Source organism: Thalassolituus sp. UBA3500 (assembly GCF_002377545.1).
GTDB lineage: Bacteria > Pseudomonadota > Gammaproteobacteria > Pseudomonadales > Oceanobacteraceae > Thalassolituus.
Genome location: NZ_DFQB01000031.1, coordinates 1 through 14,496, shown reverse-complemented (window position 1 = coordinate 14,496; position 14,496 = coordinate 1). Strand labels below are relative to the sequence as shown.

Here is a 14,496-nt window from a genome sequence, read left to right as displayed (position 1 = left end):
CCGGAATGACGAGGTTATAGTCAGGGTCTCAGCAAAAATTCGCGCGCATCCTTGACGCTGATTTCCGGAATTTCTTCCATCGGCATATGACCCGCGTTGTCATAAATCACAGACTCTGAATTACGGATATTTTTCATAAATGATTTTACGTGGCGCAGGGGGATCCAGCGATCTTTTTTACCCCACATAATCAGCGTCGGCTGGTTCATTTTTTTCATGTAGCCTGTCCGGAATCCACCGGTATTGCGGATGAAGTGAACGACACGGGCAGACGCGGCTCTATTGCCCTCGCGCATCGACAAATCATAATAAAGATCGACTTTTTCTTTGGTGACCTTTGAGCGATCACCATAGACATCTTTAATAACCGCCCAGAACGCTGACTTTGGATATTTTACCGCTTGACTGAGAAAGGTTGCTCCCGGTAGGGCCAGAGAAATCAGCAACCAGGGAGTAACGAACAGAAAGCCCGCAGAATCAATAAGAATGACCTTCTTCACCTTCTCCGGGTAGCGACCCGCAAATTCCCAACTCATCCAGCCGCCCAATGAGTTGCCGGCGACCATGCACTCTGAAATGCCCAGAGCGTCTGTAAAATCATTGAGGAATTCACTGTAGATATGTTTGAACATTCCCTTCGGGTGTGGGCCAGTCAGACCGTAATTGGGTGCATCGAGAGCGATGACGCGAAAGTCCTCTTTTAGAGTATCAATCCATTCTTCCCAGGTGTGCAGTGATGAGAACATGCCATGAAGTAAGATCAGTACCGGGCCCTCGCCAACATCACGATAATGAACATCCATTCCCTGCACCTGAATGAATTTAGAATCAGCGTAGGCGTGTCGGCGCTTAATCTCATCCAGTGGAATGCCATACTTCTCTGTAAACAACGACTGCAGCATGCTGGCCTCTGTAATCCGCAATGTTGGCGACCGTAGACGCCATGGCTGGTAAAATTGAGCCTTAGTTTATCAGACACCTGTATTATCACTATGGTCGAAACGGACTTTTTTAACCTGATCATCGAGACTGGCATGATGTTTCTGCTCGCATTTGCAGCGGGCTCAGTGCTGCCTGTCGGGTCTGAATGGTATCTGGTGTTATTGCTTGAACAAGGCGCTATCGCCTGGCTGGTGACCAGTGCGGCAATTCTGGGAAACACAGGTGGGGGGTGGTTGACGTTCGCATTGGGTCGGGGTGGCAGAAAGCTCTATGAGCGCTCGCACGAGGTACCGCGACGTTTCCGGGCCGCAGAGACGTTGTTCGCCCGCTATGGCAGCTGGTCCTTGTTGTTCAGCTGGGTGCCTTTGTTGGGCGATATTCTGGTTGCTCTCGCAGGTGCTGCGCAGCTGCCGTGGAAGCGTTCTCTGGTGCTTATTTTTATCGGTAAGGCGTTGCGCTACTACCTCGTATACCGTGTTTGGGCCGGATTAACAGATCTATGAGTCACCGACTGAAGGCGACCTTGTTTGAAGAAGATGACGGGAGAACGCCTGCGGACTTCATAGCCTGGCTATTACCGAGGCATTCAGAACTTGAGCGAGCTCAGCTTCTGGTCTCAGCCACGATAGATGGTCAGCCTTTGGCTGAGTCCCGACAACTGCCCGGCGAAGGTGAGTTTTCCGTCATGCTCGACGATCACCATGAGGATACAGTGTCGAATGATTGGTGCATCGTCTGGGAACGTCACGACCTGATGGTCATATTTAAACCGCATCAACTGCCCGTAAGCCGCACCACACGTAACTTGTTCGGTACGTTGATTTCAGAAATACGTAGGCATACACCCTGGCGAGATGCTCGCCTGTTGCATCGTCTTGATGCCGAAACCGCTGGTCTTATTCTTGTCGCGAAACATGAAGCAGCAGACCGGCGTTGGAAGAAACGCCTCAGCCGATTGGTCGCGGTTAAAGAGTATTATGCGCGTGTGTGGGGAGTACCGTCCTGGGAGCACCGGGAAGACTTTACCCCCTTGTCAGAGCGCACTGACAGCGAGATACGAACCAGAATGTATCCTGTCACTGATGGAGATTCTGACGCATACCGAAACGTGAAGCAGTGTCACTCGGAGTTTGATGTTATCAAGACAGAGGGAGAGACCTCTTTAATCCGCTGTCGGATTTATACCGGCCGTAAGCATCAGATTCGTGCTCACCTCGCAGCGCAGGGGCATCCCATTGTGGGCGATAAGATCTATTCATGTGATGGCAGCTTCTATCTGAAGCGATTGCAATCACCTCTCTCGACGGATGACTTTGAAACGCTGGGCGCCGAATGCCAGTTGCTGGTGGCGAGCACGTTGGTACTTAACCTTCCGGGTGAGGAAGTCACTGTTACTCTTCCTTCAGCGCTTTGTCATCCGACAGAGATTGAGCTGGCACGAGAATACTTGTCGTATAAGTGACTGTTGGCACATCTTCGTTTTGAGCCAGGCGTCTGAGTTGCTCGTACACAAGTCGTCCCATATCTTCAAAGTCGATGCTCACCAGCCCATAGAGCAAATGCTCTCGCAGCATTTCACGGTGCCCTGTACTGATTTTCCCAACACCCGCAATGATTCGGGTATTCATCTCTTCCTCCTCAAGCGCGTACATAGCCGCCTTGAATGCACGTTCATTGATGACTGGCCAATGCCCGACAGAGACCAGTAAGTCAGGCTGGATGTCGCGCAGGATACCTGTTAACTGATGCAAGGCCTCCCGGTGATTCGCATTAGGTAATTTGGGGCAACGGGTTGGCTCCGACCAGCCGCCTTCGCCGGATAAGCGCTGCCCAGACTCCATCGGAATATTGCCGGCGAGGTAGCGGCGCAGGGCATCAACCCGAATTGCGAGGTTGGGGTCGTGATCTACCGTCATGATACAGAGGGTTCCGGCCTCCGGAGAGGCCAGCGATGCCAACCTGCCCAGGTCTCGTCCAAAGGTTTCGTTGTCAGCCCCGACGTAAGGCAGAGAGGCGAGTTCTTCGCCCTCCTTGAAAGGCGAGTCGAATGTCATAACGGGAATACTGGCGTGAGTCAGCCGGTCGGCAATGAAGGATGACTGCGTCACCGAAACCGCAATCGCAGAGTAGCGTCCACTCGCGAGTGCGGCCTCAATCGCCCGTGCTTGTAAGTGCGCGTTTGCAGGCTCTGGAGAGCCCAGCAACTCGCAAAAATTACCGTCCAGCCGCGCGGCTCTGTCGCAAGCCTTCCAGGCCAGCACAAAATTCGGATCAGAGGTGCTCTTGGCTACCAGTCCGAAGATCTGTTGTTCGGCGCTGACTTGAGCAGACCAGATCAGGACCAGAGAAATCAGGAAGTATTTCATTGATAATGTTATCAATTCTCATTGGGCTGTACATAATCAAGATATACCCTATGGCCTGTTTGGCAAGGTGCGCGAGAAACAAAAAACCGGACACTTGGCCCGGTTTTATATAGCAGTTACAGCGTGGTATCAGGATGCTAACCGTCGACGTGCCATCACGCCGAGAGAGCCAAGGAGTAGCCAGAACAGATTGACTGCACCGCCGCTGCTGCCGCTATTTCTACTGGAAGGCCATTCTTCTTGTGAAGATATCTCTGATGACTGTAGCTTAACGAGGTCCGCCGAGAAAAAGCCCAAGCCCTCTGCATAAGTCTCTGAGGCACTTACGTCGTTGTCATACATCAGCTCAACTGTATTAACGGTTGTCCCATTAAAATCAGCCTGTCCCCGGCCAATTAATGTCAGGTTATAGCTGTCAGTGAAAATACCCATCAAGTTACCATCTTCAAATCTTTCGTAACTGTACGCTATGATTATTGGTTCACCTGGCACTAATTCTGCGGGCATTACTAACTTATCGGTAAATTGCCAGCGTAATTCGCTTTCCTCGCAAACCTGCTCTATGTGATAAATACCGTCGGAGCGGGCCTCTAGTATGCTGTAGCAGTCGTCGTCATTAAACCAGCGTTTGTATTGGTTGTTTCCTATTGTCTCCATAGTGATTTCGTACTCGCCATAATAGTCGTTTACGTAGGAGTTTTTCAGGCTTCCCAGCGGGAAGTAGGGTCGAAGGCCCACACTGGAGAATGTATCGGCATCGCTGACAGAGCTGCCTATTTTCATTTCGATGAAGTCGGCGACGCCGTCTGCATCAGAGTCATACCAGATACCTTCGGATTTCATAGGATCTCTGCCCAGAGCCTCTTCATCACGATTGTCGAGTCCATCTCCGTCAATGTCGTCATCGCACAGATCACCCAAGAAGTCTCTATCGGTATCAGTTTGTTCAGGGTTAGCAGTGCTAGGGCAATTATCATCCCAGTCGCTGAAACCATCACCATCACTGTCATTATCGCCATAGGTGTATTCACAAGCGTCACCTATGCCATCGCCGTCACTATCACTCTGGCCGGGGTTGTAGTCCCACTCACAATTATCAACGAAGTCGGCTATGCCGTCCGCATCCCAGTCATCAAAGTAGCTATCACATGCATCACCCCGGCCATCCTTATCCGAATCGATCTGGTCAGGGTTTGGCGTTGAGTAGCAGTTATCAGTGTCATCGGAAATGCCATCATCGTCCCAGTCTGGTCCGATATAGATCTGATATTCAATATCGTCGATGATAATCTGCTCGTCAGGGTCATTCCAATTATTAGACGGTACCTGTAACTCCATCCTCACTTGCTGAATACCGTCAGGAATATCAGAACTGTCAATATACCGATATCCATCTCTGTACTGCGCTGTTACCTCTGAGTCACCAATATAGATTTTCAGAATAGGTGAGCTGCCGTAGGAGTTATCACTTGATCTGTTGAATCGCAAATCGCCGCTACCATCAAAGTCGGCATAAAATTCAATATAAGGAAGTAAAGATCCCAACTCCGCTGCCGGACCGCGCAGGTCGTATCCCTCCGCTTCATAGCCACTGTCCTCAAGAATGAACCATTCACCGCCGTGAGTTAGGACCGTTGAGGGAATCAGGCCGTCATCAAAATTAATGGTAAACTGACCTGTAAAAGGGGCAGGTGAGTCCACGGATATATCAGTTCCGGTCCGGTATTCGTAATAATTCGGAAGACCGTCGTTGTCCTTGTCCTGATTGCGATCAGTATCGCTGAGAGGGTCAAGTCCGTTGGCTGTTTCAATATCATTCGGGATGCCATCGCCGTCAATATCACTGTCGCAGGCATCACCAATATAGTCATTGTCCTGGTCTGCCTGGTCGCTGTTCGAATCAGAGAGGCAATTATCGAAGAGGTCACTGACAGTGTCACCGTCGGTATCTCCTCCAGACGCGATGTTGTAGCGGCTGATTGTGGTGCCTTCAAAGCTCACGCGGATGACGCCCAGGAATGTGGCGTTATAGACCAGTCGAAGGTCGTCGGGGCTGCCTTTAGCAACGAATGACGTCAATTCCCCATCTGCCGACCAGACCTGCAGACCTGATTTATCACCGGAAACTGTTATTAACTGATTTGCGGGGTAGGCGGCTTGGTATATATCACTGCTGAGGGTCTGGTCATTTGACAGAGTATCGAGCTTGATAAGCTTACCGGTAGTAAGAACTGCTTTGCCAAGTTCAGGTAAGACGAACAGGTCGCGCTCTACCTGAACTCCTGTTGATAGGGAGGAAGAAGCTACACGACTTTCGGTTGATGTGTCGTAGCTGTGTTTATTGAGATAGGTCCGGTATAGCTGATAATAGGCTTCTTCTGACTCAATCCAATATGACGGATTCAGGCTATAGAATTGGTTTATGAATAGACTCAGAAAGTTACCTGAAGGATCAACTGAGTGCTTACGATCAAACGATCCATAACCTATTTCAATTTTATCCATAAATACGGCGATATCGGACCAGTCAGAACCGGGCATATATGTCAGCGCCGCGACCCTTGGAGTATCATCGCTAAAGTCTATTTTTCTAAGATACCCATCCGTATGAACACTGTATACCGAGTCAGAGTATTCGTCGTACGCGAGCTGAAGAGCATCTGATTCTATAAAGTAGCTCTTTGTGAACTCTCCCTCTTCTACGTCCCAGATATAAAGCCCGTTTGTTTCAGCATCGTAAATGATCGCCTCACCGGATTGTGTTGTCAGAATTTTCTCTGGAATGATTTGAGAGGTATTGGCAGGTAGTGGAGGAGATGTATTGAAGATTACAGGCGGAACGATATCACTTTCGGGAGAAATATATTCTGAAGTAAACCCAGTATCGGTGATGTTCAGTGCGACATACTCATCGGCAAACGCTGATAAATAAGCAAAGCTGTCTGATAGTGTGTAGAAACCAGTTTCAACGCCTTGCTCTGAGTACTGGATTAACTCGCCTTCGCTATCCAGTATCGCTATTGCCCCATCAATTCTCGAGGTTGCAACAGCATTGCTTGACGGTAGACGTGCTATGATTTTCTGTTCTGCAATATTCAGTATGTAGCCTGACTGAACTAAAGCCTCTGAGCTACTCAGAGTGATGGCATCTCTGTACTCTCCGTAGTTGCTTGAATAGAGTTGGTAGCAACTTGATGACAGATAGTCAGCGTCGGTTTTTACCAATTTGCACACACTATTGGAACTCTGATATACCAGCATGTTCGAAAGCTTTCCGCTTTTAAAGCTTATTTGGTTTGATGATATCGAACGGCTCGCTATCTCTAGGCCTGCTTCATTATATAGGCGAGCGTAATTGTCGGACTCTCCAGTAATTATGTAGCCATTATCAATAGCTACTCCCCTCACGTTCGCTGGTGTTCCACCTAGGTAGGACACACTGAGGTCAGTTAAGGATATTGCTCGAATTTCACGACTGTTTGCTACGACGATCTTGTCTTGAGAAATAGCAAGGTGTTGAGCCGTTGAGGGAAGATCAATGGCTGTTAACTCCGTGCCCGATGCGAGATCAAACCTGAGAATTTGATTCCTATCAGTCAGTGCGTAAACAATACCGTCGAACTCACGGGTTTCCAGAACTGCGGAATAAGCGGGAAGTACAATAAGTAACGTGAGAAGAGCGCCCACGAGCCAGCTACGGAGGGTCATAGATACTACATCCATGTAAAAAATAATTATCGATATGGTATCAAATGGTTGAATTTTGATCTATGTCGTCTGCCGACACTGACGGCTGAGGCCCGCTTAATTTACAAAAACCGGGCAGTCAGCCCGGTTTTTTAAACGTTTTGCTTGCAGTCTCATACTGTCAGGCGCCGGCGTGATAGCAGGCTAAGAGAAGCGAGTACCAGCCAGAACAGGTTGACTGCGCCGCCACCTCCGCCACCGGAAGAGGACTCTGGCTCTACTCTCTCGGTCTGTTCTTCATCCGGTAGTGCTGCTGCAACGGCCGCGACATCAACACGACTGTTAATTTTATAGTCGATCAGGTTCATGTAGTGCGTGCCGTATAAACCAATGTCTTTGAGGTAGATGTAATATACGCCGCGGCTGAACACTGATGAGGCGAGAGTTATGTATTCTCTACTTTCGTCGTTAAAGATCATTTCGCCTCGATCAATCATATAAATGATGTGATCCAGGCAGTGCTCATAAGTACATTTTGAATCGCCAGAGGATACAACAGTTCCCCCCTCCTGGATCTCGAAAGGCAGATGTAATAAATCAATCTCTTCGATGCCTGAATTCCATTCACCTTCTACAAAATAATCCCGGTATAGGCTCTTAAGGTATATGCCGTCCTTACCGATTCGATAGTAGTGATCACCCTCCCCGAACAGGGCATAGCTTGTATTTTTATAAATTCCCGGCGAGTCTTCATCGACAGTTTCAGTGAACTCTTGGTTGTAGGTAGGCGGCTCGATAGTGACTTGAGCACGATAGGTATATTCAATATCTCCTAATGGCACGTAGTCAGTCAGCGAGAGTGTCGCGAAGTCATCCGCTACGAAAGGGTCGGTTCCTGTATTCAACTCGTATATGTCGTTAGCGCCGTCGCCATCGGAATCTGTGTTGGTAGTATGAATTACATTCCCTATGGAGTCTTTGCCTAGGTCAGTCCCTCTGGAATCCCTGTATTCAAGCTGATCCTCAATTTCATCGGGAACTCCATCAACATCATCATCCGGATTACATGCATCACCGAGGAAAACAACATCGAAAAAGAGGGATTCTTGTTCTGAATTGTGCTCGGTTGGACAGTTGTCTCGTGCATCAGCGATCCCATCTCCATCGTAGTCGGGGTCAGCGAGGACTGCCTGGCTCAACAGGACAGTTGTGAATAGAAGGGGGATTAACTGTAGGCGGAACATCAATAACATCCATATTTGAATCTCTCCGGATACTACCACGAAGAATTTCTGTGGGGTTTAGCTTTACGCGACAAGTAATGGGTTGACATAAAAAACCGGGCAGTCAGCCCGGTTTTTTAACGACTTTGAATACTACTTAGCAAGCAGTTATAGCAGGCCGTTTACAGCATCAACGACTGCATCGGTGGTGATGCCGAACTCTTTGAACAGTTCGCCTGCTGGTGCAGACTCACCGAAGGTGTCCATGCCAACGATGGCGCCGTTCAGGCCGACAAACTTGTACCAGTAGTCTTTGTGCAGAGCTTCTACCGCAACACGAGCAGTCACAGCGCTTGGCAGTACCTGCTCCATGTATTCAGCGCCCTGGGCACAGAATACTTCGGCAGAAGGCATAGAAACCACGCGGATGTTTTTGCCGCTCAGTTTCTCTGCGGCGTCGACTGCCAGTGAGACTTCAGAACCGGTTGCGATGATGATGGCGTCAGGCGTACCTGCACAATCTTTCAGGATGTAACCACCACGGGCAATCGCTTCAACCTGCTCAGCGTTACGCTCTTGATGAGGCAGACCCTGACGAGAGAAAATCAGAGCGGAAGGACCGTCTTTACGCTCAACCGCTGACTTCCATGCCACTGCAGATTCGACGGTGTCACAAGGACGCCAGGTCTGCAGATTGGGTGTGTTGCGGAGGTTGGCAACCTGCTCAACGGGCTGGTGCGTCGGGCCGTCTTCGCCCAGACCGATAGAGTCGTGGGTATAGACAAAGATCGAACGCTGCTTCATCAGTGACGCCATACGCACGGCGTTGCGGGCGTATTCCATAAACATCAGGAAGGTGGCGCCATAAGGTACGAAGCCTTTGTGTAGAGCGATACCGTTCATCATGGCGCTCATAGCAAATTCACGTACGCCGTAAAAGATGTAGTTGCCGGACGCATCAAGGCCGCTCACGCCTTTGGCGCCACTCCATAATGTCAGGTTAGAGCCTGCCAGGTCAGCTGAGCCACCCAGGAATTCAGGCAGCATAGGGCCGAAGGCGTTGAGTGTGTTCTGTGACGCTTTACGCGACGCAACGGTCTCGCCTTTTTCCTGACATTCGCGAATGTAGGCCTGTGCTTTTTCTGCGAAATCTGCAGGAAGGTCACCTGCGATACGACGCTTATATTCTGCTGCCAGTTCTGGGTAGGCCGCTTCATAGGCTGCGAATTTGTCGTTCCATGCGAATTCTGCCGCAGCGCCTTTTTCTTTCGCGCTCCAACCTTCGTAAACATTTTCAGGAATTTCGAACGAACCGTGTTTCCAGCCCAGACGCTCGCGGGTCAGCGCGATCTCATCATCACCCAGAGGCGCGCCGTGGCACTCTTCTTTACCTTCTTTGTTCGGTGAACCGAAACCAATGATGGTTTTGCAGCAGATCAGCGTCGGCTGATCGCTGTTCGCGCGAGCAGTGTCGATGGCTTGTTTGATCTCTTCAGGATCGTGGCCATTAACCTTAGGAATCACCTGCCAGCCGTAGGATTCAAAACGCTTAACCGTATCGTCTGTGAACCAGCCTTCAACTTCACCATCGATAGAGATGCCGTTGTCATCGTAGAAGGCAATCAGTTTGCCCAGACCCAGTGTACCGGCCAGAGAGCAGGCTTCGTGGGAGATACCTTCCATCATGCAGCCGTCGCCCAGGAACACGTAGGTGTTGTGGTCAACGATCTCGTGTCCTTCACGGTTGAACTGACCTGCCAGAACTTTTTCTGCCAGTGCCATGCCGACACCGTTGGCGATGCCCTGACCCAATGGACCAGTGGTTGTTTCGATACCCGGTGCGTAACCGTATTCAGGGTGACCCGGAGTTTTGGAGTGCAGCTGACGGAAGTTCTTCAGATCATCAATCGACAGATCGTAACCGCTCAGGTGCAGCAGAGAGTAAATCAGCATGGAGCCGTGACCATTCGACAGAATAAAACGGTCGCGGTCGGCCCATTCCGGATTCTCCGGATTGTGTTTCAGATAGTCGTTCCAGAGAACTTCGGCGATGTCTGCCATGCCCATCGGGGCGCCTGGGTGTCCTGACTTGGCTTTTTGCACGGCGTCCATGCTGAGTGCGCGGATGGCATTTGCCAGTTCGGTACGGGTGGTCATGTAACGACTCCTGATCACGATTGCTTAGCATTGTCGGCTGCCATCATCAGGGGCCGCCGAAAAAGGGGCGCTATTGTCCCTCAAGAACTGGGAATGGGCAACGCCGTCGGGCAGATTATGATCAGATAAAACTGTAAAGAGTCAGAGTCGGTTGACCTCGTACGCCGCCATATTCACTGCTGTTGCAAGATTCAGAGATTCAATGGCGCCGCAACCGGTGATTGTAAAGGTATGCGGATCAATTGCTTCCAGCGCCTCGCGCGGCACGCCTCGGGCTTCGTTGCCAAACACGTAGCAGTCACAGCCCCGGAATGACGGATGGCCCATTTGCTCGCCAGCCATATCCAGTGTGGCAATGTTGCGGAAACGATGTGGCAGAGACATCAGGTCAACATCAAGCTCAATAGGGACGTGAAAAATGGCCCCCATACTGGAACGAACGACTTTGGGGTTGAAGGGATCGACGCTGTTAGGGCTGAGTAGCAGGCGAAAACCACCGAACCAGCCAAGGGTACGGATAATGGTGCCCAGGTTGCCCGGGTCCTGAATTTCATGAAGGTAAATTGCTTTCTGGGTTTGGGCCGAGTCCGGTGTTGCTTGAATCTGCAACATGGGTACGACTGCGATCAGCCCCTGAGGAGTCTTTGTGTCTGACATCTGCGCCATGGCTTTATTGCTGATCAGATGCTTGCGGAAGGGGGCGGGCCAGTCCTGGTGCTGCTCTGTGACGTACAGCTCCGATTCTTTAAGTGCGGGCTGCGTTGCGCATGCTCGCTCAAGTTCAAGAACCAGGTGCTCGCCTTCGACCAGATACTTCTGATGCAGGGTGCGGTATTTTTTCTGGTGAAGTTTACGGATATCGTCGAGTTTCATGCTGAGCCCCTGCGTAAGCCTACTGCGGTCAGGCGTAGTTTACGCCAGTGGTCGCAGGGAGTCAGTCCCCGGAGCTTCGGTCCAGGAGAATCTGCGTACCTTTGAACAGTATCATGATGCCATTCACCATCGATTCACGGCTGAGGTGGTAATCGTTAACTGCCCAATTGCGGGTTGCCTGAATGATACCGCCGACGATGGCGTTGCCGAGCACTTCGGTTTCTTCATCAGACAGTGGCCACGCTTTAACGTAAGCGCGTGATGCGCCCATCAGAATCATGACGAAGCGACGGATGTAATCGTTGTACATCCCGTGCATATGATCGCTGACGCCTTCGGCCTCAAACATACAGACCTTGGCCACGCGAGGGTCTTCCATTTCTTTGAAGAAGTCGGTGAGCAATGTCCGTATCAGGTCTTCAGGGAAACTTTCAGATGGAATGTCGGTAAGAGACGCTTGTAAGCGTTGCAGAATACCTTGAAGGCAGCGCTCATACACTTCAATCAGAAGTTCCTCCATGGAGCTGTAGCTCTCATAGAAATAGCGGTCGGTCAGGCCTGCTTCTTTGCAGATTTTACGTACCGTGGCGCCGTGAAAACCTTCGTTGCCGAACAGGTTCAGCCCGGCTTCAAGAAAGCTTTCGCGACGTTGAGCGGTGCGCTGCTCGGGCGTCATACCCCGGTAGCTGCGCCCTGTAGTTCTGGCATTGGATGTTGGCATATGCATATTTGACATCAGCTGTCGTCAGAAGTAAAGTGACATTGCGTGTCTTCAGATAGGTTTGATGAGGAAAACAGATGAAGCAATACAACACGGTTATTATCGGCAGTGGCTTTGGTGGTCAATGCGCTGCAATCAACCTTCTGAAGAAGGGACAGGAAGACTTTGTGATTCTTGAGCGTCGCAGCTTCATGGGCGGAACATGGGTTCAGAATTCCTACCCTGGCGCAGCGGTTGATGTGCAGTCTCCGTTGTACTCGATTTCTCATGAGCCTTATCCGTGGTCCCAGATGTACTCTGATCAGGCTGAGCTGAATAAATATACGGAATTCGTGATTACGAAATACGGTCTTCGCGATCGTACGCATACCAACTGTAACGTGGCAAAAATTGAATGGCAGGATGATATCTCACGTTGGCATATCCAACTGGATGACGGTGAGGTTTACGAGTCACAGTTTGTCATTAATGCGTCAGGCCCGTTAAGTACACCGGTGATTCCTAACTTCAAAGGGCGGGATTCTTACAAGGGTAAGTCATTCCATACCAACGATTGGGATCACAGCTACGACTATAAAGGCAAAAAAGTGGCGATCATTGGTAGCGGTGCAAGTGCCGCACAGATCATTCCTGAAATTGCTAAAGATGTCGGTGAACTGCATGTATTTCAGCGCACACCACACTGGGTGATGCCCCGTCACGATAAAACGTTTAAACCGTGGCAGCGCAGTCTGCTGAAAAATAAATTCCTCTATAAAATGCTGCGTTGGAGCATTTACTGGGGCCTTGAAACCCGTATTGTGGGATTCAAATATTCAGAGAAAGGCCTGAAAGCTGCTGCGCAAAAACCTGCTATGGCGCACATTAAGCGTCAGATTAAAGATCCTGAGTTGCGTGCCAAAGTAACACCGGATTACACCATCGGTTGTAAACGCATTATTTTATCGAACACTCTTTACCCGGCATTCTGTCGCGATAACGTGTTTCTGCACGATAAAACAGACGGTATCGATGAAATCACCGAAACAGGTATTAACACTGAAAAAGGCGAGAAGCTCGATTTCGATCTGATCATTTACTCAACCGGCTACGACGCAACAGACGGTGTTATTTCTTACCCTGTGGTCGGTCGTGGTGGTAAAGCCATCAGTGATGTCTGGGAAGACTACCCACGTGCCTACCTGGGTACAACACTCCCGGATTTCCCGAACTTATTCATTGTTACCGGCCCGAATACCGGTATTGGGCACACATCTGCAATTTTTATCATTGAAGCTCAGATGAACTACATCATGGATGCTATCAAGCGCGTTCGTGGGGCTCATGCTAAATCGATTGAAGTGACGCCTGAAGCAGAAGAACGTTATACCAATCACATCCACAGTGAAATGAAGAAAACGGTCTGGGAAAAAGGCGGCTGTAATTCCTGGTATAAGAGCAAAAGCGGTAAAGTTATCGCTATGTTTCCAGGCTTTAGCTGGACCTATTGGTTGCTCGCTAAGAACTTTAAGCGTGCAGACCACAGCATGCGCTGAGCCCCTTTAAATTACGCCAAAGCAGGGTGTTTTCTGATCAGATATTGGCTGAAAGCACCCTGTGAAATACGGGGGTTTAACGTACAGTTTAGTCATCATAAAAAACGTATGACAATAGACAGTTTTCAGGCATCGGCCTGATGCCTGAAGGAGAAAACCATGAAGAATCTGAGCGGTAAAGTAGCAGCAGTCACAGGTGCGGGTTCCGGTATCGGTCGCGCTCTGGCGATCAATCTGGCACAGAACGGATGCAATGTTGCACTCAGTGATGTGAATGAAGCGGGACTTGCTGAAACAGCTGAAATGCTGAAGCAATACCCGATAAAAATCACAACTCAGAAGCTGGACGTATCTGATAAAGACGCCTTCTACGCATGGGCTGATCAGGTGGTCGCAGACCACGGTAAAGCCAACCTGATCTTCAACAACGCTGGTGTTGCTCTGGCGGGTACAGTTGGCGACCTGTCTATTGAAGACTACAAGTGGATTATGGACATCAACTTCTACGGCGTACTGTACGGCACGAAAGCATTCCTGCCGCACATGGAAAAAGCCGGTGAAGGTCACATTGTTAACATCTCCAGCATCTTCGGTCTGGCGTCACAGCCACTGATGAGCGGTTATAACGCGTCTAAGTTCGCTGTACGTGGTCTGACTGAATCACTGCGTCAGGATCTGGATATCGCGGGTTCTTGCGTGAGCACTACCTGTGTACACCCGGGCGGTATCAAGACCAACATCGCTCAGTCGACCCGTTTTAACGAGAAGTCGTCTGAAATCACTGGCGCAAGTGCAGACGATTCTAAAGCTGAATTCGAGCGTCTGTTCATTACGACTCCAGATAAAGCGGCTAAGACCATCATCAACGGCGTTAAGAAGAACAAGCGTCGCGTACTGATTGGCCCGGATGCGGTTGCTTTCGACCTGATGGTTCGTACCATGGGTTCGTGGTACCAGAAGGTCATCGTTGCAGTTATGAAACTGCAGGCGAA

The 14,496-nt window shown here is 50.0% G+C and carries 11 protein-coding genes; 4 read left to right on the top strand and 7 right to left on the bottom strand.

All coding sequences use genetic code 11. The features are described from left to right. Nucleotides 1-20: 20 nt before the first annotated feature. Nucleotides 21-902 carry an alpha/beta fold hydrolase gene (locus B2R29_RS07400; protein WP_301180450.1) on the bottom strand — a complete coding sequence of 294 codons (882 nt, stop codon included), beginning with the start codon at nt 900-902 and terminating at the stop codon, nt 21-23. Between the two features lie 54 nt (nt 903-956). Here B2R29_RS07400 and B2R29_RS07395 point away from each other — a divergent pair, with 54 nt between their 5' ends. After that, nucleotides 957-1,445, top strand: a complete 489-nt coding sequence (locus B2R29_RS07395; RefSeq protein WP_301180449.1) for a YqaA family protein — start codon at nt 957-959, stop codon at nt 1,443-1,445. Continuing rightward, complete coding sequence (locus tag B2R29_RS07390; RefSeq protein ID WP_301180448.1) at nt 1,442-2,404, top strand: RluA family pseudouridine synthase; 963 nt, start codon at nt 1,442-1,444, stop codon at nt 2,402-2,404. The genes B2R29_RS07395 and B2R29_RS07390 overlap by 4 nt, the downstream gene beginning before the upstream one ends. Here the strand turns inward: B2R29_RS07390 and B2R29_RS07385 are convergent. The 6 genes from B2R29_RS07385 to B2R29_RS07355 form a co-directional block, all read right to left on the bottom strand. Then, entirely contained in the window at nt 2,334-3,308 is a 975-nt protein-coding gene (locus B2R29_RS07385; protein WP_301180447.1) for a substrate-binding domain-containing protein, read from the bottom strand. The two genes, B2R29_RS07390 and B2R29_RS07385, sit on opposite strands and share 71 nt — an antisense overlap. A gap of 129 nt (nt 3,309-3,437) precedes the next feature. Beyond that, nucleotides 3,438-7,016 carry a thrombospondin type 3 repeat-containing protein gene (locus tag B2R29_RS16940; protein WP_414716605.1) on the bottom strand — a complete coding sequence of 1,193 codons (3,579 nt, stop codon included), beginning with the start codon at nt 7,014-7,016 and terminating at the stop codon, nt 3,438-3,440. Between the two features lie 152 nt (nt 7,017-7,168). Further along, nucleotides 7,169-8,239: a thrombospondin type 3 repeat-containing protein gene (locus tag B2R29_RS07370; protein WP_301180446.1), complete on the bottom strand. Its 1,071-nt coding sequence runs from the start codon at nt 8,237-8,239 to the stop codon at nt 7,169-7,171. 147 nt (nt 8,240-8,386) lie between these two features. Continuing rightward, nucleotides 8,387-10,375 carry a transketolase gene (tkt, locus tag B2R29_RS07365; RefSeq protein WP_301180445.1) on the bottom strand — a complete coding sequence of 663 codons (1,989 nt, stop codon included), beginning with the start codon at nt 10,373-10,375 and terminating at the stop codon, nt 8,387-8,389. A gap of 141 nt (nt 10,376-10,516) precedes the next feature. After that, nucleotides 10,517-11,248: a TrmH family RNA methyltransferase gene (locus B2R29_RS07360; RefSeq protein WP_301180444.1), complete on the bottom strand. Its 732-nt coding sequence runs from the start codon at nt 11,246-11,248 to the stop codon at nt 10,517-10,519. A 61-nt stretch (nt 11,249-11,309) separates the two neighbouring features. Continuing rightward, the gene (locus tag B2R29_RS07355; RefSeq protein ID WP_301180443.1) at nt 11,310-11,975 is read right to left on the bottom strand and encodes a TetR/AcrR family transcriptional regulator; all 666 of its coding nucleotides are present in this window, start codon (nt 11,973-11,975) and stop codon (nt 11,310-11,312) included. A gap of 71 nt (nt 11,976-12,046) precedes the next feature. On the opposite strand from B2R29_RS07355, the gene B2R29_RS07350 reads away from it, so the two are divergent. Then, nucleotides 12,047-13,504 (top strand): flavin-containing monooxygenase, encoded by a 1,458-nt coding sequence (locus tag B2R29_RS07350; protein WP_301180442.1) that lies wholly within the window; start codon nt 12,047-12,049, stop codon nt 13,502-13,504. Nucleotides 13,505-13,663: 159 nt separating this feature from the next. Further along, nucleotides 13,664-14,496: SDR family NAD(P)-dependent oxidoreductase (locus tag B2R29_RS07345; protein WP_301180441.1), on the top strand; the 833-nt coding region annotated here is incomplete at its 3' end.

What these genes read in the sequence shown, in the direction of transcription:
- B2R29_RS07355 (WP_301180443.1), bottom strand. Translation starts at nt 11,975, where the DNA reads ATGCATATGCCAACATCCAATGCCAGAACTACAGGGCGCAGCTACCGG.
- B2R29_RS07400 (WP_301180450.1), bottom strand. Translation starts at nt 902, where the DNA reads ATGCTGCAGTCGTTGTTTACAGAGAAGTATGGCATTCCACTGGATGAG.
- B2R29_RS07360 (WP_301180444.1), bottom strand. Translation starts at nt 11,248, where the DNA reads ATGAAACTCGACGATATCCGTAAACTTCACCAGAAAAAATACCGCACC.
- B2R29_RS07370 (WP_301180446.1), bottom strand. Translation starts at nt 8,239, where the DNA reads ATGTTCCGCCTACAGTTAATCCCCCTTCTATTCACAACTGTCCTGTTG.
- B2R29_RS07385 (WP_301180447.1), bottom strand. Translation starts at nt 3,308, where the DNA reads ATGAAATACTTCCTGATTTCTCTGGTCCTGATCTGGTCTGCTCAAGTC.
- B2R29_RS07350 (WP_301180442.1), top strand. Translation starts at nt 12,047, where the DNA reads ATGAAGCAATACAACACGGTTATTATCGGCAGTGGCTTTGGTGGTCAA.
- B2R29_RS07390 (WP_301180448.1), top strand. Translation starts at nt 1,442, where the DNA reads ATGAGTCACCGACTGAAGGCGACCTTGTTTGAAGAAGATGACGGGAGA.
- tkt (WP_301180445.1), bottom strand. Translation starts at nt 10,375, where the DNA reads ATGACCACCCGTACCGAACTGGCAAATGCCATCCGCGCACTCAGCATG.
- B2R29_RS16940 (WP_414716605.1), bottom strand. Translation starts at nt 7,016, where the DNA reads ATGACCCTCCGTAGCTGGCTCGTGGGCGCTCTTCTCACGTTACTTATT.